General features: G+C 67.8%; 18 protein-coding genes. 12 read left to right on the top strand and 6 right to left on the bottom strand.

Annotated elements, in window-relative coordinates:
- Positions 1-133 precede the first annotated feature (133 nt).
- The 6 genes from AABA78_RS30160 (at position 134) to AABA78_RS30135 (ending at position 12,634) form a co-directional block, all read left to right on the top strand.
- Positions 134-5,317: a PDDEXK-like endonuclease domain-containing protein gene (locus tag AABA78_RS30160; protein ID WP_338268417.1), complete on the top strand. Its 5,184-nt coding sequence runs from the start codon at positions 134-136 to the stop codon at positions 5,315-5,317.
- Positions 5,318-5,468: 151 nt separating this feature from the next.
- The gene (locus AABA78_RS30155; protein WP_338268415.1) at positions 5,469-6,896 is read left to right on the top strand and encodes an SNIPE associated domain-containing protein; all 1,428 of its coding nucleotides are present in this window, start codon (positions 5,469-5,471) and stop codon (positions 6,894-6,896) included.
- A gap of 190 nt (positions 6,897-7,086) precedes the next feature.
- Positions 7,087-8,694: an SIR2 family protein gene (locus tag AABA78_RS30150; protein WP_338268411.1), complete on the top strand. Its 1,608-nt coding sequence runs from the start codon at positions 7,087-7,089 to the stop codon at positions 8,692-8,694.
- Between the two features lie 195 nt (positions 8,695-8,889).
- Positions 8,890-9,381 carry a hypothetical protein gene (locus AABA78_RS30145; protein ID WP_338268408.1) on the top strand — a complete coding sequence of 164 codons (492 nt, stop codon included), beginning with the start codon at positions 8,890-8,892 and terminating at the stop codon, positions 9,379-9,381.
- Between the two features lie 419 nt (positions 9,382-9,800).
- On the top strand, positions 9,801-11,018 hold the full coding sequence (locus tag AABA78_RS30140; RefSeq protein ID WP_338268406.1) for a B12-binding domain-containing radical SAM protein: 1,218 nt from the start codon (positions 9,801-9,803) through the stop codon (positions 11,016-11,018).
- A 203-nt stretch (positions 11,019-11,221) separates the two neighbouring features.
- On the top strand, positions 11,222-12,634 hold the full coding sequence (locus tag AABA78_RS30135; protein WP_338268404.1) for a hypothetical protein: 1,413 nt from the start codon (positions 11,222-11,224) through the stop codon (positions 12,632-12,634).
- Here AABA78_RS30135 and AABA78_RS30130 read toward each other — a convergent pair.
- Positions 12,621-13,718: a serine/threonine protein kinase gene (locus AABA78_RS30130; protein ID WP_338268401.1), complete on the bottom strand. Its 1,098-nt coding sequence runs from the start codon at positions 13,716-13,718 to the stop codon at positions 12,621-12,623. The genes AABA78_RS30135 and AABA78_RS30130 overlap by 14 nt on opposite strands.
- 158 nt (positions 13,719-13,876) lie before the next feature.
- Here AABA78_RS30130 and AABA78_RS30125 point away from each other — a divergent pair, with 158 nt between their 5' ends.
- Complete coding sequence (locus AABA78_RS30125) at positions 13,877-14,497, top strand: hypothetical protein (RefSeq protein WP_338268399.1); 621 nt, start codon at positions 13,877-13,879, stop codon at positions 14,495-14,497.
- 48 nt (positions 14,498-14,545) lie between these two features.
- Positions 14,546-15,031 carry a hypothetical protein gene (locus tag AABA78_RS30120; RefSeq protein WP_171411975.1) on the top strand — a complete coding sequence of 162 codons (486 nt, stop codon included), beginning with the start codon at positions 14,546-14,548 and terminating at the stop codon, positions 15,029-15,031.
- Between the two features lie 57 nt (positions 15,032-15,088).
- Here AABA78_RS30120 and AABA78_RS30115 read toward each other — a convergent pair whose 3' ends face one another.
- The 5 genes from AABA78_RS30115 to rfbB all read right to left on the bottom strand — a co-directional run bounded on the left by AABA78_RS30115 (position 15,089) and on the right by rfbB (position 19,649).
- Positions 15,089-16,150, bottom strand: a complete 1,062-nt coding sequence (locus AABA78_RS30115) for a YihY/virulence factor BrkB family protein (RefSeq protein ID WP_338268394.1) — start codon at positions 16,148-16,150, stop codon at positions 15,089-15,091.
- A gap of 145 nt (positions 16,151-16,295) precedes the next feature.
- Positions 16,296-16,841 carry a dTDP-4-dehydrorhamnose 3,5-epimerase gene (gene rfbC / locus AABA78_RS30110; protein ID WP_171411977.1) on the bottom strand — a complete coding sequence of 182 codons (546 nt, stop codon included), beginning with the start codon at positions 16,839-16,841 and terminating at the stop codon, positions 16,296-16,298.
- Positions 16,838-17,719: a glucose-1-phosphate thymidylyltransferase RfbA gene (gene rfbA / locus AABA78_RS30105; RefSeq protein ID WP_171411978.1), complete on the bottom strand. Its 882-nt coding sequence runs from the start codon at positions 17,717-17,719 to the stop codon at positions 16,838-16,840. The genes rfbC and rfbA overlap by 4 nt, the downstream gene beginning before the upstream one ends.
- On the bottom strand, positions 17,716-18,630 hold the full coding sequence (locus AABA78_RS30100; protein WP_338268389.1) for an SDR family oxidoreductase: 915 nt from the start codon (positions 18,628-18,630) through the stop codon (positions 17,716-17,718). The genes rfbA and AABA78_RS30100 overlap by 4 nt, the downstream gene beginning before the upstream one ends.
- On the bottom strand, positions 18,627-19,649 hold the full coding sequence (rfbB, locus tag AABA78_RS30095) for a dTDP-glucose 4,6-dehydratase (protein ID WP_338268386.1): 1,023 nt from the start codon (positions 19,647-19,649) through the stop codon (positions 18,627-18,629). Before rfbB ends, AABA78_RS30100 begins: the two co-directional genes overlap by 4 nt.
- A 152-nt stretch (positions 19,650-19,801) precedes the next feature.
- On the opposite strand from rfbB, the gene AABA78_RS30090 reads away from it, so the two are divergent.
- The 4 genes from AABA78_RS30090 to AABA78_RS30075 all read left to right on the top strand — a co-directional run bounded on the left by AABA78_RS30090 (position 19,802) and on the right by AABA78_RS30075 (position 24,364).
- Positions 19,802-21,415, top strand: a complete 1,614-nt coding sequence (locus tag AABA78_RS30090) for a glycosyltransferase (protein ID WP_338268383.1) — start codon at positions 19,802-19,804, stop codon at positions 21,413-21,415.
- Complete coding sequence (locus tag AABA78_RS30085; protein ID WP_171411981.1) at positions 21,402-21,857, top strand: hypothetical protein; 456 nt, start codon at positions 21,402-21,404, stop codon at positions 21,855-21,857. The genes AABA78_RS30090 and AABA78_RS30085 overlap by 14 nt, the downstream gene beginning before the upstream one ends.
- A 189-nt stretch (positions 21,858-22,046) precedes the next feature.
- A complete protein-coding gene (locus AABA78_RS30080) occupies positions 22,047-23,324 on the top strand; it encodes a glycosyltransferase family 4 protein (protein WP_171411982.1) in 1,278 nt (425 codons plus the stop codon).
- A complete protein-coding gene (locus AABA78_RS30075) occupies positions 23,321-24,364 on the top strand; it encodes a hypothetical protein (RefSeq protein ID WP_338268379.1) in 1,044 nt (347 codons plus the stop codon). The genes AABA78_RS30080 and AABA78_RS30075 overlap by 4 nt, the downstream gene beginning before the upstream one ends.
- Positions 24,365-24,372: the final 8 nt, after the last annotated feature.

Here is a 24,372-nt window from a genome sequence, read left to right as displayed (position 1 = left end):
TTCGTGGGCTGTCCATCCCTCTTCCGGGTGATGTCCCTTTCGTGGGGAATGGGCCAGAACCTGGGGTGCCAGGTCGTCCCACCCATGACGGCCCGGGGGGGCGAAGACATTCATGACTCCGCACGACTCGGTCATGCTGAAAGAGCTTCAGCGGCAACGCAACCGGTTGCTGGATTTGAGCGCAACCAACCGGCTCCTCCACTTCAAGCACACGGCCAGGACGTCGCTGCGAATCGTGGATGAACTTCCAGGTGTCGTCTTCGAGCGGCTGAGCAACCACCGCGCGCTCACGTTCCTCCCGGTGACGCCACCGGAGCAGGACTCCGAGGAACAGGAGGACTTCGACCCCGCCGCCGCGACCGTGGTGTTCTCGATGACCGAGGAGGTCCCCAGCAAGGACGCCCGGCAGAAGCTGCTGCTTCAACAGGCGAAGCGCCTGGGCATCGACACCCGGTATGAGCTGCCCAAGGCGGCCCCCACGGAGAGCGGCACCCCTCCTCGCAAGCATCAGGACCGCCACCTGCAGACGTTGTACTTCCCGGAGGATCTGGAGGGCCACCTGCACCGCCTCCAGGGGCTCGCGCAGACAGCCATCCAGGAGACCGGAGCCAACCTGCTCCACTTCGTCTTCGGGTTCCTGCGCTGGTACGAGTCTGGTGATACCCGGCAGGAGAAGCCGCGCAGCGCACCGCTCGTGCTCATGCCGGTGAGCCTCAAGCGCGGCCAGGCCCACCCGGACACCCAGGTCCACGCTTACGAGGTCGACTACAACGAAGGCGAGTCCATCGAGCTGAACCTCACGCTCCAGGAGAAGCTGAGGCAGGAGTTCGGCATCGCGCTGCCGGCCTTCTCCGCCGAGGAAGGCCTGGAGGCGTACTTCGACAAGGTGACGGCGCTGCTCAAGGGCCTGCGCCCCGGATGGGGGCTGGAGCGGCAGGTCACGCTGACGCTGCTGTCCTTCGGGCGGCTCCTGATGTGGCGGGACCTGGAGCCAACCCGATGGCCGCAGAACGGTTCCCCGCTGGCCAACCCGCTCGTTCGCACGCTGATGGGAGGACAGGCGCAGGCGAATGAACCGGGAGGAGGCGCAGGAGGCGGAGGCGGCCTCCGGGAACGCCGAAGCGAGGTCTATGACCTGGACTCGCCGGAGCTGAATCCTCCACCCCTCATCACGGACGCGGACAGCAGTCAGCACAGCGTGCTGGTGGACGTGCTCCGGGGTGAGAACCTGGTGGTGCAGGGACCGCCCGGCACCGGGAAGTCACAGACCATCACCAACCTCATCGGAGCTGCGCTGGCGGCGGGCAAGACCGTGCTGTTCGTCACGCAGAAGCTGGCGGCGCTGGAGGTCGTCTCACGCCGCCTCCAGCAGGCGGGGCTGGGTGAGTTCTGCCTGGAGCTGCACAGCCACAAGACCCAGAAGCAGCAGTTCATGGAGGACCTGCGGCGAAGGCTCAACCTGGACGCAGGCGCGAGCGCTCCCCGGCCGCTCACCGAACAGGTCTCGAGCGCCGCGGGCATCCTGCGCGCGCATACCGAGCGGATGCACAAGCCATTCGGGGCGCTCGGCATGTCACCGCACGACGTGTTCTGGAAGGTCAGTCGCACTGAAGCGGAGCTGGGAGAAGCAGTCGTCGAGTTGGAGGGCCTGCGCTTCGAGGGCGCGGAGAGCATGTCCTCCACTGCGCTGGCGGAGGTCCGCGACACGGTTCGGGGCCTCGCTGCGCAGTTGGGGGACGTTCGCCGCGTCGCTCCCGTCCTCTGCGCCCACCCCTTTGCGGGGGTGACGAACGACGCGCTGACGGACAAGGACCGCCAGACACTCGTTCAACGGATCGCGGCCTGGGAAGAGTCCACGCTGCTCCTGGAGAAGGCGCTGGCTGCGTTCACAGTCCGAACTGGCATCACCCCCAGGTCGAGCGCGCTCGCGGCGGATGCCCTGGTCTCAAACGTCCGGGTCCTTCCACGCCTTCCGGAGGGGGCTCCTCCGGAGCTGATCCCTACCCTGCTTGATGCCACGCAGCGCGAGGGATTGCGCGCCCTGCTCGATGCCATCGAGTCGGTCCAGGCGCGGTGGGCGGGGCTGGAGGCGGGCTGGCGTGCCCAGGAGGACCTGACCGTACCCACCGTGCGTGACGCGCAAGCCATCCTCGACACGGCCCTGCGCCTGCTTTCGCCAGACACCACGCTCATCACGCTGACACGCGCGCATGAAGCGGTGGATGCAGCAGCCCGGGCCCTGGCACAGGGACGCCGGTTCATGGCTGCAGTGGCCTCATGCCTGGAGGTGGACGTCACGCTCTGGACGCCGCAGCAGCTCCAGACGTTTGTCCGCGTCGTCGAAGCGATGGCGGTCCTGGATGACGCCGCCCTGGAGTGGCGGGACGCGCGTTGGGTCGAGCGCGAGGCCGAGGAGTTGCTTCGGAAGGCCGGCAGCACCTGCTCGGAGCTGAAGGACCAGGCGCGAGCGCTCGCGGTGCGCTTCATGCCCGAACTCGTTCCTCCGCTCACGACGCTCAAGGCACATGCCGTCGCGGTTTCGACCGCGCCCTTCATCCCCTGGCTCTCGGGTGCATGGCGTGCGGCGAGGCGGGACTTCCAGGCCATGTCCCACGGCGTCCGTCCGACGCGGCCCGTGTTGCTCCAGGGTTACACCGACCTGCTGGCGCACCACGCGGCGCGGGAGCGATTCCACGAGGACGCGACCTTGAAAGCGACCCTGGGCGCCCGCTTCCAGGGAGTCGATACGCGTTTCGACCGGATTCTTTCGTGGGTGGACGCCTACCGGAACGTCGATGCATTGCTCCTTTCGCTGGGAGAGCGAGGGGCGGAACTCCGCCGCGCGGTGTTGGAGCGGCCGGCGAGCCATTGGCAGGAGGCCCTGGCGAAGACCCGCGTGTGGGGTGACGAGTTGCTCCAGGCCCGCGACGTGAGCACTACCGTGCAGGAAGCCGCGACGCGCATGGGTCTGCCGCACGCCCCCTGGAACACCGAACCCTGCGGCAAGGCCCAGGACAGCCTCGATGCCTTGTTGAAACACCTGGGTGAGGTCCTGAACTGGGCACGAAAGGGAGATGCCCTGCCGTCCTTGACCCTTTCCCAGCTCCAGGGACAGCTGCGCCGGGTGCGCGAGGCCTGCGAAGCCGAGAACCGGCTGGAAGCGCATGCCCCGGCGGCGGGCTTGCCAGGGATCGCATACCGGGGTCGGAAGACGTCCCTCGCGGGCCCTCGAAGCGCCCTGCGCCATGTCGACGTCCTCTTCGCGGCGCCACTGCCCGAGGGGCTGGCGGAGTGGCTGCTGAGGAAGGACACGCCACGGAGGCACGCGGACCTGCTCACCGCCACGCATGACGTGGAGGTAGCGCTCACCGCCTATAGCCAGTCCGCCAATCAGGCCTGGGAGCTGGGAAGGATGGCGCCCGGCACCTGGGAGGAACCCGCCGCCGAGAAGCCGCTCCAGGCGACGGTCATGCGCCTGCGCCAGGCTCGAAGCCAGTCCGCGACGCTCCCGGCCTGGTGCGCGTACCAACGGCAGCGGCGCGCCGTCGCGCGAGCGCGGAGCACCCTGGGGTTCCTGGAGCGCGTCGACACCCGTCCCGGCCTGGAGCCGGAGCAGTTGGTCGCGGCCTTTGACGCCGTCTTCTTCCGCTCCCTGGCGGAAGCCATCCTGCGAGACCAGCCGGAGCTCGATCAATTCACGGGCGCGGTTCACGCCTCCCAGCGTGAGGAGTTCGCCCGCCTGGACACGCATTGCATCGAAAAGCAGGGCCGATACCTGGCGCGTCAACTCAGTCAGCGTCCGGTCCCTCCCGGCGTGTCGTCGGCAAAGGTTGCGGGCATGACGGAGACGCATCTCCTGCGGCACGAGCTGGGCAAGAAGCAGCGGCACCTCCCCATTCGCGAGCTGGTGGCACGCGCCGGCAGTGCACTCCAGACGTTGATGCCCTGCTTCATGATGGGGCCGCAGTCCGTCGCCCAATACCTGCCCGCCGGGCAGCTGACCTTCGACCTGGTCGTGATGGACGAGGCCAGCCAGATGCGTCCCGAGGACGCGCTGGGAGCCATTGCCCGAGGTCGGCAACTGGTGGTGGTGGGCGACCCGGAGCAGCTTCCTCCCACCAGCTTCTTCGCGCAGGTGGAGCAGGAGGACGCCGACACCGAGGGCGCGGAGGGAGACGAGGTCCAGGGGCCGTCCTTCCTGGAGGATTCGGAGAGCATCCTCACGGCGGCGGCGGAGCGGTTTCCCATGCGCATGTTGCGTTGGCATTACCGGTCCCGCCACCCCTCGCTCATCGCCTTCAGCAACCGCGAGTTCTACAACGGCGACCTCATCACCTTCCCCGCGCCCGGCGAGCAGTTGGACGGGCTGGGCCTCCACTTCCACCGCGTGGAGCAGGGATTGTACGAGTCCAACCGGAACGTTCCCGAGGCCCGCGAGGTGCTGGCGGCGGTGAAGGCGCATGCGCGTACGCGCCCGGAGCAGAGCCTGCTGGTCGTCACGTTGAACTCGAAGCAGCGAGAGCTCATCGACGACCTGGTGACTGCCGAGGAGAAGAACGACGCGGCCCTCCGGGCCTTCCTGGCGAAGTGGGAGAAGTCCCCCATGCCCTTCGACGTGAAGAACCTGGAGAACGTCCAGGGCGACGAGCGCGACGCCATCTTCGTGTCGGTCACGTTCGGTCCCGACAAGAACGAGCGCTTCCGGATGAACTTCGGGCCCATCAATCAAGCGGACGGGTACCGCCGGCTGAACGTCCTCTTCACGCGGGCGCGGTGCGCGCTGACGGTGTTCGCGTCCTTCGACCCGTCGGAGCTCAAGGTCCAGGAAAGCAGTCCCCGCGGGATGCGCGTCCTGCAGCGATACCTGTCCGAAGCCAAGGGAGAGAAGGTGGCGCACGGCGTGGGCAGCGGTCGGCCACCCGACTCCGACTTCGAGATTGCCGTCGCGAAGGCGCTCGTCGCGCGGGGATTCGAAGTGGTCCCGCAGGTGGGCGTCGCGGGTTATTTCATCGACATGGCCCTGCGGCATCCTCGGCAAGCGGGCCGTTACGTCCTTGGCGTCGAGTGTGACGGAGAGAGGTATCACTCGTCACGTTCCGCCCGGGACCGGGACCGCCTCCGGGATCAGGTGCTGAAGGGCCTGGGATGGAGGCTGCACCGCATCTGGTCCACGGACTGGTTCCGCTCGCCATCGGAAGAGGTCGCCCGGATCGTCGCGCACGTTGAAGAGGTGCTTCGGGAAGAGGCGGCGGAGCTGCCGGCCGTGGTGCGCGAGGAGCCCGCGGCGGAGAACCAGATGCGCGCCGCCAGCGCCTGAACAGGAGACAACCATGACCACGATGATTGCCGTTGGACTGGGCGTATTGAGTCTGTTGCTCCTCGGGTTGTGGTTCCAGACACGAAGTCGGCTCAAGGCCGTCCAGGAGCGCTTCAAGCCCATCCTGGACCTGGAGGCCGAACGGCGGCGGGTGGCCGAGGAGTTGACGCGGGCGCGCACGGACGCGGACGCTGCGCTTGCCGCGGAGCAGAAGCGGGTCCGTGAAGAGTTGGCGAAAGCCAGGAGCGAGGCGGACAACGCGCTGGCGGCGGAGCAGAAGCGGGTGGAAACCCAGCTGGCCCGGGCCAAGGCGGACGTGGAGCAAGCCATCGCGGCCGAACAGAGCCGGGCGAAGGCGGAGCTGAGCCGGATCCGTGAAGAGACGGCGAAGACGACCCAGAGCGCGACACGCGCCATGGAGGAGGCGGAAGCGCGGCGAAAGCAGGCGAACACCGAGCGAACCAGCCTGGAGTCAAGCCTCGCCCGGTTGAAGGCCGAGCTGAAGGCCCTTGAGGAAGAGGAGGTCCTGCTCTCCTTTGGCTTCTACAAGCCGGTGTACGCCCTCTCGTCCGTGAAGGAATACGAGGACCGCCTGGAGAGGCTCCGCGATTCTCAGAAACAGATGCTGAAGAACAAGGAAGCCGCCACGTGCTCTCTCCAGTGGGAGGTCAATGGCAGCAAGGCGGAGGGCAAGAAGCAGACGGACCGTACCTTGAAGCTGATGCTCCGGGCCTTCAATGGCGAAGCGGATGCGTGTGTCGCGAAGGTTTCGTACAAGAACGTGAAGGCAATGGAGACGCGCATCGAGAAGGCAGCTGCCGCCATAAATGGCCTTGTGGAGATACAGCGGTGTGTCATCGACAGGCGCTACGTCAAGCTCAAGGTCGAGGAGCTGATGCTCGCGTATGAGTACTCGGAGAAGGTGCAACAGGAGCGGGACGAACAGCGCCGCATCCGGGAGCAGATGCGAGAGGAGGAGGCCGCCCAGCGCGAGCTGGAGAAGGCGAAGCTGGAGGCGGAGCGCGAGTCGAAGCGTGACGCCGAGGCCCTGGCGAAGGCGAAGGCGGACTACGATCGGGCAAAGGGCTCCGAGCAGCAGAAGTTGCTGGAACGCATCGCCGAGCTGGAGCGCCGCGTGGCCGAAGACCTGGAGAAGCAGCGAGCCATCTCCCAGGCCCAGCTCACGCGGACGGGGCACGTCTACGTCATCTCCAACATCGGCTCGTTTGGGGAAGGTGTGTTCAAGCTGGGAATGACGAGGAGGCTCGTGCCCCAGGACCGCATCGACGAGCTGGGGGATGCATCCGTGCCCTTCGAGTTCGATGTCCACGCCATCATCCGGACCTCGGACGCCCCGGCCCTGGAGAACGCACTCCACAGGACGTTCGCGAACAGGCGCGTCAACCGCATCAATGAGCGCAAGGAGTTCTTCCGCGTCAGCTTGGATGAGATCGCCCAGGCCGTGCGCAAGCACCACGGGGAGTTCGAGCTGACCCAGCTCGCGGAGGCGGCGGAGTACCGTAAGACCTTGGCGCTCCAAGAGGAGGAACAGGGCGGTCAACGCGAGCGGGCCGCCTGAACTCGAACCCGCCTGCGCTTCTGATAGCGTTCGTCTCCCGATGAGTTCCTACCCGTTCCTGCATCCGAAGGATGCGCTCCCAAACGCTGTCATCGCTGCCTCTAAAAACCGGAAAATCGCGTTTCTAGTGGGCTCTCCCTTGTCGACGCAGGAACGAGCTGACGCCCCTCAGGTTCCTGGGGTGAATGCAATGCTGGATCTCATCCGCGAGCACGTTCCGGCCGGATTCCAAGCGAAATTCGACACGGAGCGCGAGTACACCAAAGAAAACAAATACCAATGGGCCATGCGCTTCGTACAAGGCCATTGCGATAAGGATGTCTCCGAGAGGGTTGTTCGAGAGGCGGTGCTTCGCGCACGGGTGGACCGCAAACGCGATGGAGCGGCGACTGACGACCAGTTGGATCTGGACCATGGCGGATGGGCCTTGCCGCCCGCGACGGAGCACCTCGGTAGATTGCTGGTGGAAAGAGCTGAGACGTTTGGTCCTGTCTTGACCACGAACTTTGATCCCCTCATCTCGGCATCGGTGAAGGTGGCCGGTGGCGATTTCCATCGCACCATCGTGGCCAGTGACATCCCGTTTGGGCAGACAGTCCCTGCCTCATCCAAATCCACACACATCATCCATCTTCACGGCTACTGGCACCGTTCGCCTACGTTACACACGGGTATCCAGCTTGGTCGCGAGCGCAGACACGTCTCCGCGGAGTTGATCCAGATTCTTCAAGACCACACGCTGGTCGTGATCGGGTACGGCGGGTGGGATGACGTCTTCACCCAGACCCTCGCAACCATTGACGTCGATCGACACAAGGACGTCGACATCCTCTGGGGGTTCTACGGAGAAGAAGACGCCGTGATTGAGGCCCGCAATCCAAATCTCTTCAGCAGGGTCGCCAATCTGAGAGGTAGCAAGGGGCTTCGCTGCTATGGCGGAATCGACTGCCACAAGTTCTTCCCCGACCTGCGGAAACAATTTGGCGCGGCCAGCGCCCAGCTCTCGTACCCTCGAACCGCGGGCCAACCGACACCGCCACCCTCCACACGATCCGACGCAAGCGCCAACGCCACGGTGCAGACTGCGCCGACGTCGCACAGCCCCCCGAAACCTCCTGAGCCCGCGCCATCCGTGCCGGCTGGCTCAACGCCAGCGCCGAGCACCGCGACTGTCACGGTCTCTCCAGTCATCACGGTCTCTCCTGTCATCCAAGTCCCAGCACCGCCTGCTACACCGAGTCGCTCGGGCTCCAGTCGGCTCGCGGTCGTCATCGCGGGAGGGGTGATCGCAGGGGGGATTGCCGTGGTCTCGCAGCGACCTGAAAGCGGCAAGGGATCACCACCAATGACGGATGTGCGTCCCATCGAGCAGCCACCTTCCGCTTTCGTGCCCATGGCTCCAGGTACACAGATCAGGGCTGTGCGCCAGCAGCACCAGGTCGTGCCTGCGTCAGAATCCGAGCGAGGATCGCGGATCGCTCAGCTTCCGAGAGGTCGCTACGCCTTCCTTCGGATGGATTCGATTCCAACCTACAACGCCAACACTCCGACCTACGGGAACCTGCCAGACGGAATCGAGGTTCACCGTGTACGAGCCACTGGCGAACTCTTCCTCGTTGGCTATGCCGAACCTCAAACCGTCACTGCGCTCGCATCTACAACCCCCGCGCCCATCGTTCTCGCGGCCACGCCAGGAGGACGGCGCACCCAGGTTGCGAGCGTTCCTGTGATCAGGATGTCAACGGCCGAAGTGCGGATGGACAAAAGTACCCGCGTTCTCGTGCTTCAACTCAACTAAAAGACAATGAAAATCACCCATCGAATCCTTACTTGCCTTGGCTTGGCGTCCTTCTTGTTGCTTGCCGCATGTGGGCCCGAGGACCTCAGCCCAGGCGGCCCCGACCCCATCACGGATGACCCGCCTCCGCTCACCGAGCTTTGTACTGCGGAGAGCTGTGAAGGCTGCTGCGACCCAACCACCAACAAGTGCGTCATGACTCGCACCGCCGACGCATGCGGTCCTAACGGCAGCACCTGCTCCAAGTGCACAACCGGGATGATGTGCCACCCTTCCAAGCAGCAGTGCTACACCCCCACCATCCGCACGAAGATCCAGCCCCTTCGTGCGCAGATCGCGCCGCTGGATCCCGCTGACAACAGCGACTGGGACGTTGATGGCTCGCCGCCGGATGTCGTGATTCAGCTGTCGTGCCCCAACACGCCAGCCGCCGTCCCCCCTTCGGAGGAAGTTGAGAGCTTCACCCCCACCTGGACGAAGGGCTCATGCGACGTCCTCAGTACCGATCTGCTTTCGGCCCCCATCCAGTTCACCGTCATTGATGTTGACGCCATCTTCGACGACCCGATTGCGTCGGCGCAGTACCAGATGACCCGCTCCGACATCGACCGTGGCGTCGTGGAGCTCACGGGTTCCAGTGCGTTGATGTCCGTGGCCTTCCAGGTCACCACCTACTACGCCGAATAGCCGGTCACCGCGCCGAGGTCCCAAGCAGTGTCATCGCCGCCCACTTCCGGTCCATCGGAAGTGGGGCGGCGTTTTCGTATCCGGTTCCTACTCCTCATGGGGGATGCACAGGCGAAGTGAAATCGGTCAGAACCATCTCCTCCACTTGGATAAGAGGGCTCACCAGCCCTTCTCCTTGCGGTTGAATCTTCCGCGGCCCTTTTCGTCCGGAGAGAGCGGAGTCATCGGCACCGCAGAACAGTCCACGCGAGCCGTTTCTGGGGGAGCAAATGTCCAGTCGGAGCTCCGAGGTCATTTCTGTCCCACCTCAGCCACGGCGGGTCATTCTGGTCTCGATTGATTGGACGCGCGACAAAGACCCTCGCCTCCCCCTGGGACATGCCTCCATCGTCGCGGCACTGCGAAAGGCGAACGTCGACGTGCGAGCGTTCTCGTTTGCCATCAATCGCTCTGACTTCAGTGAGGAGCACATCCTGTGGAGCGTGCTTGAAGGTGCACGGGGACTTGAGGCTCGGGACGTAGACTTGGGCCTTGGCGTCTACGTGTGGAACGACCGGGTGGTGAAGAAGCTTCTGGGGGCGCTGCGTCGGAGCGGATTCGCGGGGCGTATCATCCTCGGAGGGCCCCAGGTCTCCTACGCGGGACCGGGCCTTGAGCAGCTCTACCCTGAAGCGGATGGATTCGTCCGGGGTTATGGCGAAGAGGCCATGGTGGCGATTGCCGCCACGTCCGATCGAATCCGGTTTCCAGGAGTCCATTGGGCTGGCCAGTTGGATGCTGGCGTCCAAGCACAGGCGAAGCTGGAGACGCTTGCGTCCCCCTTCCTCGAAGACGTGATTGAACTTTCAGGGGAGCAACGGTTCATCCGGTGGGAAACCCAGCGCGGGTGTCCCTTCCGCTGCTCGTTCTGCCAGCACCGGGAGGCCGGCAGCCGGTTGCGTCGCCGTGACCTCCCCATGGCTCGGCTTGAGGAAGAGATTGGGCTGTTCGTGCGCTCGGGAGTGAACGACATCGCCGTGCTGGATCCGCTCTTCAATCTCGGGGATCACGCGCTGGCGGTGCTGCGAACCTTCCAGCGGCTTGACTATCGCGGACGGCTGTCTTTGCAGTGCCACTTCTCGACGTTGGATGATGAGTTCCTCGACGCCTGCGAAGGGCTCGCGGTCCGGCTTGAGTTTGGCCTGCAGACCATCCACGAGAAGGAGGCACGCGCCGTGGAGCGCGTGAATCATCTCGAGAAGGTGGTGGAAGGAGTCCGCAAGCTCCACGCGCGCGGCATCCCTTTCGAGGTTTCCATCATCTTCGGGCTGCCCGAGCAGACGTTGGAGTCCTTTCGACAAACGGTCGACTTCTGCCTCCGTCGGCAAGTGCCCGTGCTCAAGGCGTTTCCCCTCATGTTGCTACGGGGAACCCAACTGGAACGTGAGCGGGCACGATGGGGGCTGGAGGAGAATGACGCCCCCATCCCAAGCGTCATCCGCAGCCACACGTTCAAAGAACAGGAGTGGAGTCGGATGGAGGCGCTCGCGGAAGCACTCCGCCAGACTGAAGGCAGGCATCCGGATTGTGTCGAAGCCTTGGAGGAGCGGGTGGTCTCCCTTCCGGACACTTCCGGCTGGTGGTCACCCTCGGCATAGGCAAGAGCATCACCGGTTAATTGATCCAGCCTCGCGCGCTCATGAACGAGATGAAGTTCGCCTCCTCCAGTTCCATTCGGAGCAAGGTGGCCGCCGAGTACAACCGGCAGGTGGAACACTTGATGCCGCAGGGGGACGGGTGTCCGTGGGTATGATGCAGGCCCATGTACCCGAGACGTCGCCTCCTGGCCCGTGGACCGTGGTTGTTTGATCTCAGACCGCAGCGGCTCATCGTCTTCCATGGAGCCGAAGGCGTGCGCCGGGAGGCCAGTGGAGACGTGGTGGATCATCCGTCCGCGCCCGTGGTGCTCGCCGCGCTCAATGAGGGACAGGACGTCTGGGTGGGAAACGGGGATCGCCGTGTCTTCTCCGCAGGAGCCGGCGCGAGCGCTCCCGTCCTGGCCTTTCCGAGGGAGTGCTTCGATCTCACCTCCGATGGGGACCGGCTCGTCGGAGCGGTGGTGGACGGCGCCCTTAAGCTGACCACCCTCTTCGCGACCGATGCGTCCGGGCAGCGATGGGAGCCCATGACCTTGCCCAAGCCCGTGCACGCCACGCACGGGTACGGATACTCGGAGGGGCTCCCCCTCCGGCAGGTTTCCGATGGGGCGTTCCTCGACTCGAGCCCCTTTGGCATCACCGTCCTCGAGAAAGGCCGAGGCCGCGTCTACGTGCTCCGCCCGGGGGCGACTCAGCCGGAGGGCGCGCTTCAGGTGGAGCCGGGCGGTGAGCAGGACATCTGGCGGGCCCTAGCCACTCCCCAGGGCGTGCTTCTCCTGCTCGTCATCAACTACCGGCAGACGGCGCTCCTCCACTTCGCGCTCGACGGCACCCTGCTCGGGTCCATCCCGGACCAAGAGGGTGATGACGATGAAGAGGATGAACTGATCTGGGGTGGTGCCGGGGTGTGCGTTCTCGACGCGTCCCGGGCGCTCCTCTTCGTGCAGGACAAGACCCTCCTGGTGTCCCTGCCCGGGCTCCAGGTGATGGAGACACTCGTGGGAGAGTGGCCCCGCATCGTGTCCGTGACGCCCGCGGGGACTGACCGGTGGTGGGTGGGCGCCGAGGACAGTGACGCGCTCTTCCTGCTCACCGCCGAGCCCGGCCCCCCCTTGCGCCTCCACGCCTCGAACCGGCCGGTGAGCCCGGGCGCGCCGCTCATGCACGTGGGCTACAAGACGCCCGCGCTCCACTGGACCGAGCACTCCTCGGGACCGCTGACCGTGTCCGTGCCCGTGACCGAGACGTGGCGTTCGGTGGTGCGCAATGACGGGACCTCGTGTGAGGCCGTGCGGATCCGGGTGTCCGGGGCGCTCGTCGGCGCTCGCGTGGTGGACGTGAGCGTGCGGTATCGCGGCCAGCCACTCCCGATGGTGGATGAGAACCGCGTGAATCTCGTGGGGGTTGCCGCCGGCCTGGAGGGAGAGGCCACCGCGGAGCTGGAGGTGACCTTCAAGCCCCGGGGAGAGGGCTCAGGACCGCTGACCATCACCGTCGAGCCGTGCTCGTGGCAGTCGCAGGCCAAATACTGGCAGTGGCAGGACAAGGAGGAGCCTCGCGTCCTCACGGTGACGGGCCATCCGGCATCCGCCTTGTTCCCGCTCACGGTGGAGTAGCGCGGACCTTCTCGGGCTCGGGCGCAGCGCTCATCTTCCAGAGCAGCGCGCCGCCTCCGAGCAGGACCCCCAGGCCCACGGCCGCCGCGAGGATCCAGCGTCGTCCCAAGCGGAGCCGTGCCTGGGTCTCCAGGTCGTCCGGAGCCGGAGCACTGACGGCTGGGTCGTCGCTCGCGGTGATCTGCTGGACGAGCTGGGCCACCTGCCGCGGTGTCACCGGCTCACCCTCCGAGCGGATGAACTGCTCCAGGTCCTCCCGGAACGCCTGGCAGTCCGGGTAGCGCTGGTCCCGATCCTTCGCGAGCGCCCGGGCGAGGATGGCTCGCAGGACTCCGGGCAGGTCCGGGCGGTGCTGCTCGGCGGGCACCATGGGCTCGGACATGACGGCCCGAGGCAAATCCCATTCGGACGTGGACGAAAAGGGCCTGCGCGTGGTGAGCAACTCGTAGAGCACCACTCCGAGCGCGTAGACGTCGACCCGCCGGTCTGCCCGCTCGCCCCTTATCTCCTCGGGCGCCATGTACACGTACTTGCTCATGACGGGGAGCGGGTGTTCGGGGGTCCACCGGGACCGGAGATGGTCGATGCCGAAGTCCACCACCTTGGTCGTCCCCTGACGCGACAGGAGGATGTTGTACGGCCGGATGCAGCGGTGGATGAGCCTCAGCGGCTCGTGCGTCTCGGGGTGGGTCAGGTCGTGGGCATAGGCGAGCCCCTCGCAGGCTTGCGAGATGATGCGCGCGCACAGCGTCGCCGGCAGGGTCATCCGCTGGACCGCCAGGTGCTTGATCAACCTGCTCAGGCTGATCCCATCGACGTGCTCCCTGGCTAGGAAGTACGTGCCGTCCGCCGCACCGAAGTCGAAGACCTTCACGAGGTGCGGGTGCGTGAGCCGGGCGGCGGTCCTCGCCGTGTCGAGGAACAGCTCCGGGAACTCCATCTGCTCGGCCATGTCCGGCCGGAGGCACTGGAGCACCAGCGTCTTCTCGATGCCCTGCGGGCCAGCGGCCTTGGCCAGATGGTCCTCGATGATGCCTTCGGCGAGCAGGCGGATGCGCTGGTATTGGCCGACGTGGGATGTCACGAGACGAATGAATAGCAGATCGCCGATCTCATGAAGTTCGACCTCGTCGTGCTGTTCACCGCGGGTCTGGCGGAAGTTCCGTGAGGATCTGCTGCCCCGATACATCCTGGCCGCAGTCACCGCGAAGTGAACCGCCTCTGGTAGCCTTCACGACCGTCATGAAAACGCCCTGCCTGCTCCTGATGGCCCTGACGTGCGCCCTCTTCCTCCCGGCCTGCGGTGAGCCCGAGTGCACTCCGGAGAGCTGCGCGAACGGCTGCTGCTCCGTGAGCAACGTGTGCGTCCTCGACCTCGGCGACGCCCTCTGCGGCTCCAGCGGCGCCCTCTGTGAGAGCTGTCCCGACGGCAATGTCTGTCGGCTCGATACCCGGGCCTGTTACGCGGGCGTGATGCGGACGCGGGTGCAGCCCCGCCGGGCCTTCATCGTGGACGTCGATCCGGACAACGGCGAGGACTGGGATTCCGACGGCTCCCCTCCCGACGTCGTCGTGGAGATGCGCTGCCCCTCCGCTCCGGAGCGCACCCGCACCGCCGAGGACGAGAGCTGGGAGCCCGAATGGCGCTCGGGCAGCTGTGAGGTCATCACGTCCAACCTCCTCCTGCACCCCATCGAGATCTCCATCTTCGACAACGATGACTTCACCTTCGATGACGAGTTCGGCGGAACCTCCTACCAGGTCACCCGCGCGGATCTGAACCGGGGCCACATCGAGCTCGCGTTTCCGCCCATCGTGGAGTCCCTGGTCATCGACCTGACCCACACCTATTCGCCCCAATGAGCAGTCCGCCGCTGTAACCGTCCCGGCGCCCGGGGCGTAGCCCAGTGCATGCGCCCCCATGCCCTGCTCCTGCCGCTCCTGTTCGCCAGCGCCTGCGGTCCCTCCTCCTCCGTGGACGAGGGGCTCGGCGTCATCCAGCAGCTCGACACGTCCGAACAGGGCATCACCGCCTTCGTGCGCTCCGGCCAGTACAGCTCCTGGCTCGCGGAGCCCTCCGTCCACGACACGCGCGCCCCTCACGGCAGCAAGGTCCGCGTCTTCTTCAACGACGTCGTCGCGAGCTCGCTCCGGGAAGGCAATGCCACCCATCCCGTGGGCAGCATCCTCGTGAAGGAGCTCTTCGAGGACGACGGGAAGACGCTCCGGGGCCACGCGCTGGACGTGAAGGTCGCCGAGGGCCCCGGCAAGGACACCTGGGTCTTCTACGAGGGCTTCGGCCCGACCTACTCCGACAACTATTACGGCCGCGCCCACTCCAGCTGCCACGGCTGTCATTCCGACGGGAAGGACTACGTCACCTCTCCGCTCCCCTGAAAAGACAACGGGCGGCCCCCTCGCGAGGACCGCCCGCCGTGCAAGGCGTTGTCGTGCCTACCGCGCCGCGGACTTGCGGCGCATCAGGAACACGCCCAGGCCCACACCCGCGGCCCACTTCGCCGCCGCGGCCAGGGGCGTCTTGCTCAGGGGCACCGGCTGGCTCTGGTAGCTCGGCTGCGGCGGGATGGGCCGGAAGTCGGTGGCGCCGGGCAGGTTCGCGCCCTGCTCCTCCGCCTCCGTCTTCGTCACGTTCGGTCCCGGCGCGTCCGGATCCCGCTGGCCCGGCGACTTCCCATCCGGTGACTTGTGCTCGAGGACGCCGTTGATCTCCGCACCCAGCAGCACGACCATGCAGGAGATCTGCATCCACAGCAGCATCACGATGACACCGCCGATGGCGCCGTAGTTCACGTCATACGAGCCGAAGTTCGACACGTACTTCGAGAAGCCCCACGACGCGATCACCCAGATGATCACGCTCACCACCGAACCCGGGGTGATGAACTTGAACTTCTGCTTCACGTCCGGCAGCACGTAATAGAGCACCGCCAGCAGCAGCATCATCAGGATGCCGGCCACCGGCATGCGCAGCCACAGCATGAGGCCCGCCAGCGGTTCACCCAGCTTGTCCGCCACCGCCGGGGTGACGATCGCGACGATGGCCGCCAGCACCACCGTCACCGCCGTGCCCAGCGTCGTCAGCAGCGCGATGCCCCGCTTCTTCCAGAAGGGGCGCTTCTCCTCCACGCCGTACACGGTGTTGAGCGCCTCCATCAGCGCCACCACGCCGCCTGACGCCGCCCAGATGGCGCCCACGCCACCGATGGTCAGGAGTCCCACCGGGTTGCTGGTCGCCAGCGCCTCCAGCCGCTCGCCCAGGATCTTCGTCACCTCCTGGGGCGCCACCTTGGACAGCTCCTGGATGAGCTGCTGCGCCTGATGCGGATCAATCAGCACGCCGGCCAGCGACACGAGGAACAGCAGGAACGGGAACAGCGCGAGGATGCTCTGGAACGTCAGCGCCCCCGCGACGTTGCCCACGTTGTCGCGCCCCCACTCGTCCTTGAGGGACTTGAAGAACTCCTTCCAACTCATTCCCCTGCCGGGCAGGACCATGCCTTCTCCTCCTCGGAGGAGATTGGGCATTCCATCCCCCGGTCGGCTTCCTCCCCTGGGACGTTGCCTGCCCCCCTGCCTGCTCACCGCGCAGGGCGCATGGAATGACAAGCCCCCGTCCCAAGCCTGCCCGGCCGCCCGAAGCTCAGTAGACGGGCAGCACCTGGGCGTCCTTCAGCCGGGGCGCGCGCTGATCCTTCACCGACAGCAGCGGCTCCTTCACGGGCCAGGGGATGGCCAGGTCCGGATCGTCCCAGGCCACGCTCCGCTCGGACTCCGGGGCGTATTGCGCGGTGCACTTGTAGAAGAAGTCCGCCGAGTCGCTCAGCACGCAGAACCCGTGCGCGAAGCCCGGGGGGATCCACAGCTGCCACTTGTTGCCGGAGGACAGCTCCGCCCCCATCCACCGGCCGAACGTGGGCGAGCCCTTGCGCACGTCCACCACCACGTCCCAGACCGCGCCCGCCAGCACCTGCACCAGCTTCCCCTGCCCGTTCGGTTCCTGGAAGTGCAGGCCCCGGAGCGTGCCCCGCACCGACCGCGACAGGTTGTCCTGCACGAAGGCGCTCGGGATGCCCGCGTCCTGGTAGCGCTGGGCGTGGAACGTCTCCACGAAGAAGCCCCGCGAGTCTCCGAACACGCGGGGCTCCAGCAGCAGGACCCCGGGAAGCTCCGTCGTCTGCACCTTCATGGCGTCGTCCCCCGGGTCCCCAGGAGCGCCTTCAGGTACTGGCCGTAGTCGTTCTTCAACATGGGCTCCGCGAGCGCCTCCAGCCGCGCCTCGTCGATGTAGCCCATGCGGTAGGCGATCTCCTCCGGGCAGGCGATCTTCAGGCCCTGCCGGCGCTCGATGATCTCGATGAACGACGAGGCCTGCATCAGCGACTCGTGCGTCCCGGTGTCCAGCCACGCGTAGCCGCGGCCCATCAACTCCACCGTGAGCTGGTCGCGGCGCATGTACTCCGCGTTGACGTCGGTGATCTCCAGCTCGCCCCGCTTGCTGGGCTTCAGCGCGGCGGCGATGTCCAGCACCTGGTTGTCGTAGAAGTACAGCCCCGTGACGGCGTAGTGGGACTTCGGCTTCGCGGGCTTCTCCTCGATGCTGATGGCCCGGTTGCCCGGCGCCAGCTCCACCACGCCGTAGCGCTGCGGATCCTTCACCTGGTAGCCGAACACCGTCGCCCCGGACGCGCGCCGCACCGCCCGGCGCACCAGCTCGCTCAGGCCGTCCCCGTAGAAGATGTTGTCCCCCAGGATGAGCGACACGGCGTCGCTCCCCACGAAGTCCCGGCCAATGACGAACGCCTGCGCCAGGCCCTCCGGCCGGGGCTGCTCCGCGTACTGGAAGGACATGCCCCACTGCTCGCCGTCGCCCAGCAGGTCGCGGAAGCGCGGCAGGTCGTGCGGCGTGGAGATGATCAACACCTCCCGGATGCCCGCCAGCATCAGCGTGGTCAGCGGGTAGTAGATCATCGGCTTGTCGTAGACGGGCAGCAGTTGCTTGCTCACCACGAGCGTCAGCGGATACAGGCGCGTCCCCGAGCCTCCCGCGAGGATGATTCCCTTCATCCCGCCTCCCCGGCCTGGGCCTCGAGCCAGCTCGCATGGAAGCGCCGCAGGGACTCCGCCAGCGCCAGCGGCTTCTCCGACAGCTGTTCCCGCGCCTTGTCCGTCAAGAGCCCGCTCTTCAGCGGCCGGGGCGCTGACAACTTCAGGTCCGCCATCCGCGTGGGGACCACCAGGCCCCCGTCGAAGCCGAACACGTCGCACAGCGCCCGCCCGAAGGCCACGCGGTCCAGCACCGTGCCGCCGCAGGTGTTCCACGTCCCGCCCAGCCGCCGCTCGCCCATCTCCACCAGCATCGCGGCCACGTTGTCCGCGAAGCTCGGGGACACGACCTGATCCTCGAAGAGCTTCACCGGCTGCCCCGCCGACAGCGTCTTCACCAGCCACGCGCCGAAGTTGAGCCGGCCCTCCACTGGAGGCCAGCCATACACCACCGCGGTCCGCGCAATCGCGCACCCGGGCGAGAGCACGCGCGCGGCCTGTTCGCCCATGTGCTTCGTCACCGCGTAGACGCCGCGCGGGTTCGGCACCGCGTCCTCACCGTAGGGCCCCGCGTCGCCGTCGAAGACGTAGTCGGTGGACACGTGCACCAGGTGCGCGCCGGCCTCGCGCGTCCAGCGGGCCACCGCCGCCGTGGCGGTGACGTTCGCGGCGTACGCGGCCTCGGGCGCCTTCTCGCAGGCGTCCACCTCCGTCATGGACGCGCAGTGCAGGACGACCGCCGGGGACAGCCGCCCCAACGCGGGCGCCACGTCCGCCTCGCGCGTGAGGTCCAGCGCCTCGTAGTCGAACGGCCCCAAGGCGCGGCGCGGGCCCTTCCCCACTCCGACCACCGAGTGCCCCCGCGCGGCCAGCAGCGCGCACGCCCGGCGCCCCACCAGCCCGTTCGCTCCCGTCACGACGAAGCGGCTCATGCTCCGTTCCTCCGGCGCGTCAGCGTCACGGTGCTCCGGTACGCACCGCTCAGCACGCGCTCCCACCACTCCGGGTGCTCCACGTACCAGCGCACCGTGTCCGCCAGCCCCGCTTCGAAGGAATGCGTGGGCGTCCAGCCCAGCTCGCACCGGCTCTTCGCGGGGTCGATGGCGTAGCGGCGGTCGTGCCCCAGGCGGTCCGTGACGAACTCGATGAGCGACTCCGGCTTGCCCAGCGCCGCGAGGATGCCCTTCACCAGGTCCAGGTTCTTGCGCTCCGCGCCGCCGCCCAGGTTGTAGACCTGCCCCGCCCGGCCCCGCTCCAGCGCCTGGAGCAGCCCCTGGCAGTGGTCCTCCACGTGCAACCAGTCGCGCACGTGCTGGCCGTCGCCGTAGACGGGCAGCGGCTGGTTCCTCAGCGCGTTCACCACCATGCGGGGGATGAGCTTCTCCGGGAACTGGTAGCGGCCGTAGTTGTTCGAGCAGCGGGTCACCACCACGTCCAGGCCGTAGGTGTGGTGGTACGCCAGGGCCAGCAGGTCCGCGCCCGTCTTGGACGCCGAATAGGGGCTGGAGGGCTGGAGGGGCGACGCTTCCGTGAACGCCCCGGAGGGCCCCAGCGAGCCGTACACCTCGTCCGTGGAGACCTGCACGAACCGCCGGACGCCGTGCACGCGGCAGGCCTCCAGCAGGTGCTGCGTGCCCAGGACGTTGGTGGTGACGAAGACGGCCGGGCCTTCGATGGAGCGGTCCACGTGGCTCTCCGCGGCCAGATGGAGGACGCTGTCGATGGCGTGCTCCTGGAGCACCCGGTCCACGCACGCCCGGTCGCCCACGTCGCCGTGCACGAAGACGTGGCGGGTGTCGTCCTCCAGGCCGGCGAGGTTCTCCAGGTTGCCGGCGTAGGTGAGCCGGTCCAGGTTGACGACCTTCCAGTCCGGCCGCTCGCGGAGCAGGTAACGGACCAGGTTGGACCCGATGAAGCCGCACCCTCCCGTGACCAGGACGTTCGTTGACATGGACCCAACCTTGGGGGACGCGTGGGCCGCCCTGGCTACTGTGCGGAAGTCCCCCCGTCAAGGCACGTGCGGCGCCCTTGTAAGGGCGGGCTGGACGGTTGTAAGGGAACGCGCGCGTGTCACCGCGACCTCCTCACGGCCCGGGCGGACCCTTGCACATCCATCAGCTGGTCACCCGCCTGGCGTGGGGTGACGCGATTGGCAACCAGGTGCGCTACCTCCAGAGCCTGCTGCGCTCCTGGGGCCACACCTCCGAAATCTACGCGGACTCCTGGGACGACGCGTGCCGCGACCAGGTGCGCGCCGCCAGGAGCTACCCGCGCGAGGCCACCCGCGACTCCGTGCTGCTCGTGCACCACAGCTTCGAATCGAGGCAGGTGCCGCTCATCGCCCGGTCGCGCGGACGCAAGCTGCTCGTCTACCACAACATCACCCCCGCCCGGCTCTTCGAGGGCTATGACCGGGGCGCGGTGCTCGCGTGCGACGCCGCCCGCCTGGAGTTGCTCGCGCTGCGCCCGCACGTGGACGGCGCCTTCGCCTACTCGCGCTTCAGCGCGGAGGAGCTGGTCGCCGCGGGCTACCCGCGCGTGGACGTGCTGCCCTTCGCCATCGACTGGAACGCGTTCGACACGCCGCCAGACCCTGCGCTGATGGCGGAGCTGGACGACGGCTGCTCCAACATCCTCTTCGTGGGCCGCGCGGTGCCCAGCAAGTACGTGGACGACGTGCTGCGCGTCTTCACCGCGTACCAGCGCCTGTACCAGCCCAAGAGCCGCCTGCTCATCGCGGGCAACATCCACCGCGACGCGCCTTATGGCGGTTTCCTGCACGGCCTCAAGGACCTGCTCGGCCCGGACCGCATCCAGTTCCTGGGCCGCGTCAACGCCGCGCAGCTGTCCGCCTGCTTCGCGTCCGCCACGGCCTACCTCTCCATGAGCCGGCACGAGGGCTTCGGCGTGCCGCTGCTGGAGGCCATGTACCGCGACGTCCCCGTCGTCGCGTACGGCGCCGCGGCCGTCCCGGAGACGATGGGCGGCGCGGGCCTCACCACGTTCTCGCGCGAGCCCATGGACGTGGCGCAGCTGCTCGCGGTGCTGGAGCGCGAACCCGCGCTGCGCCAGCAGGTGCTCACCGCGCAGCGCGCCCGCGTGGCCGGGCTGTCCCAGAAGGCCGTGGCCGCGCAGGTGCGCACCGCGCTGCAGGGCTGGCTGGGAGGAAGCGGGCCCGGTCCGGCGGTGGCCGCCTCGCAGGCGCCCGCCATCGAACTCGTCTGCCCCGGCTTCTCCGCGCGGCCGGAGGCGCCCATGTCGCGGCTCGCCCGCGAGCTGCACCGCCGCCTGCCTGACTCCCGCATCCTCGCCCTCCGGGGGCGCGGCGAGGAGCCCACTCTCTCGCTCGGGCCCCAGACGACCGGAGGAGCGCCTGTCTGGCACTTCACCCCCGACCAGCCCGTCGGCCCCGCGCCCGAGCTGCTGCCGAGCTCGTCGTCGCTGGAGACGGCGGTGCGGGCGTCGTCCGGGAAGGTGGTGCTGTTGGGCGTGGACACCGCCGCGGCGCAGGCGCTGATGGCCAGCGTGGGGCGGCGGAGCTGGGGGGTGCGCGACGCGGCCGGCGCGTCCGACGAGGCGTCGACGGAGGCGGCCCGGCACCACCTGGGGCCGCGCCTGGTGGAGCTGGACCGCACGGACCTGGACGCGGTGGCCAACGTCCTGGTCCAGGCCCTGTCATCGAAGAAGAAGCGAGGAGCCCGCGATGCACGCCGCTGACCTGCTCACGGCCGAGCCCACGGCCCAGGCCGTGGCCGCCGCCACCGAGCGGCTCCCCGAGCCGTCCGCCGCCGCGCGCGACCACCTGCGCCGCACGCTGGCCGCGTCGCTGCGCGCCCCCGTCGCGGGCCAGTGGCCGGCGCTGCTGCTGGAGGCCCGGGCCAAGGCGGACGTGCGCTACGTGGAGCCTGCGACGTCGCACCGCCCCGTCCTGGGGCCCGTGCTCGTGTTCGCCAAGCGGACGTTCCGCGGCGCGTTCCAGCCGTTCATCAACGAGGTGCTGCGCCGCCAGGTGCACTTCAACGAGGCCATCCTGGACGCGCTCACCGTCGTCATCGAGAACCAGCGCGAACACGCGCGGACGCAGGCGCTGTGGCGGCGCGAACTGGAAGCGCGGTTGAAGCAGCTGGAGAAGGATCCGCCAGGCCCATCCTCACCCTGAGCGAATGGCTGCCTGCTCGACGGACAGCGGCCCTGGCGGGCGTTGACGCAGCAACCATCTCCGCGCTACATCGGCCCCTCGCTTCGCCTGCCTCGTCAATCCTGAGGGGGATGCCACGGGGAGAATCAACGGCGGCGGCGAATCGTTTCCTCCGGGCCGCATCCAGCCCACGACGCGAGTTGCCAAGGCATGAAGATCGGGTTCCTCGTTGGGGACATCGCCAATATCTCCGGTGGGTCCAACGTCATCCTGGAGTACGCCTCACGGCTCCAGGACCTCGGCCATGAGGCCGTCCTCATCACCCCGGGCCCCGTCAAGCTGACGTATCCCCTGTGGCACCCGCGGCTGGCGGACCTGCCGCGCCGGTCGCTCGCGGAGGCCGAGGGCGAGTCCTTCGACTTCGCGCTGGCCACGTGGTGGATCACCTTCTACGACCTGTGGCGCGTCAACGCCCGGGTGTACGGCTACCTGAACCAGAGCCTGGAGTCGCGCTTCCACGCGGAGCGCCACTACAAGCTGCTCAACCGGCAGACGTATTCGCTGCCGCTGCTGTTCGTCACCGAGGCGAAGTGGCTGGTGGAGTTCATCCAGACGCTGCAGCCCGAGGGGCGCACGCTCTACGTGCAGAACGGCCTGTCCCGCGACCACTTCCCCTGCGTGCAGGCCCCGCCCCAGCGTGGCGGCAAGCTGCGCGTGCTGGTGGAGGGCCCGTGGGGCGTGGGCTTCAAGGGCGTGCCGGAGACGTTCGAGGTCCTGGAACTGGCGGCGCAGGCGGGCGTCCAGTTCGAGACGGGGTGGCTGGCGTCGTCCTCCGGCGGGCAGAAGCCCACCGTGGGCGGGCAGCCGGTGCAGGTGCACGAGCGCATCCCCATCAACCAGGTGCACCAGGTCTACGGCCAGTACGACGTGCTGCTGAAGCTCTCTCGCGTGGAGGGCATGTTCGGCCCGCCGCTGGAGATGTTCTCCCAGGGCGGCACCGCCATCACGTACACCGTCACCGGCACCGACGAGTACATGGTGCACGGGCAGAACTCGCTGATGGTGGAGCCGTACAACCACCGGCAGATCGTCCAGTTCCTGCGGCTGTTGAGCACGCAGCCGGCGTACCTCGCGCACCTGCGCACGAACGCGCTCGCCACCGCGAAGGCGTTCACGGACTGGGAGTCCAGCACGCGCCAGGTGGCCTCCGGTCTGGAAGCGCTGCACGCGGAGGGCTGGACGAACACGCACCTGCGCCCCGCGCTGGCCGCGATGTCCACCATGCACGGCCACTGGCTGGACGACGTCTGGCGCGCGGAGCGCGGAGGCCACTCGCCGCTGCACCCGTACGTGGGGCCCGGCGAGCAGGTGCTGCTGGAGCGCTACCGCCAGTTCAAGAAGTCCCGCCCCGTCCGCGCGCTGCAGAAGCTGGTGGGCGACGACTTGAAGAAGTCCCTCCGCGCGCGTCTGACGCGAGTCCTGTCATGAGAGTCCATCCGCCCTCCCCCTCCCTCCAGCGCGTCGCCTTCGTGGGCGAGCCGACCTTCGAGCCGCACGTGCCCGTCCAGGCGGCGTGGGCCGAGGTCCGCTTCTTCCCCGTGACGGCCGGCCAGTGGGAGCCCGCGCTCGACGCGGCCCAGGCCTGGGGCGCGAACGCGACGCTCGTGTTCCGGCCGCAGGACCTCACGCCGGAGCAGGTGGCGCGGGTGCCCGGGAGCATGCGCATCGGCGTCATCCCCGCGCCGCTGTTCAGCGCGGAGGAGATTGAGCGGCTCTCGCGCACCAGCGGTCCGGACGCGCAGGGCTTCCGCTGGCTCACCTACCTGGAGACGCCCACGTCGCCGGAGCTGGCGCGGCTGCCGCTGCTGCAGACGCTGCCCCTGCCGGTGGACACCGCGCGGTGCCCGACGGGCCCGCGGCTGGAGGTCCGGAGGATGCTGGTGGCGGACTGGGCCAGCCCCTCGCCGGAGGCCCTGGACGACCTGCGCAAGCTGGGGCCGGTGGACGTCCTGTCCTCGCACGCCACGCCGCAAGAGGTGTCCCAGGCGCTGGAGAAGGCCGGGACGCTCGTCTACGCGTCGCGCGACCTGATGGGCCGCTTTGATCCGCTGCCGCTGCTGGCCATGGCGCACGGGCTGCTCGTCATCGCCGACACGGTCTTCGCCGGGGAGTGGAACATCGAGCCGGAGGACGAGTTCCTCTACCGGCCGGACGGCCAGTGGGCGCGCTCGCTGGACGAAGTCTTCCGCATGCCGGTGTCCTTCCGCGCGGTGCGCATCCGCGCGTGGCAGAAGATGCGCGAGGCCTTCGACGCGTCCGCGTGCTTCCAGCGCGTGCTGCACGACGCCCACCTGTTCGCGGACCCCGTGGCGCACCTGGCGTCGCTGACGCCCACGCGGCCCCCGGTGGCGGTGCCCGTCGCCGTCGAGTCCACCGGCGCGCGCGCCCCGGAGGCCTCCGCCCCGGAGGCCCTGGGCGCGGAGAAGCTCACGCGTCCCAGCCGCACCCTCGCGGCCGTCCCCAACTAGAGCCAAGG

The sequence above is a fragment of the Corallococcus caeni genome, from assembly GCF_036245865.1.
In the GTDB taxonomy this organism is placed as follows: domain Bacteria; phylum Myxococcota; class Myxococcia; order Myxococcales; family Myxococcaceae; genus Corallococcus; species Corallococcus caeni.
The sequence above is the reverse complement of the archived record's forward strand: the minus strand, read 5'-3'. Positions and strand labels throughout refer to the sequence as shown.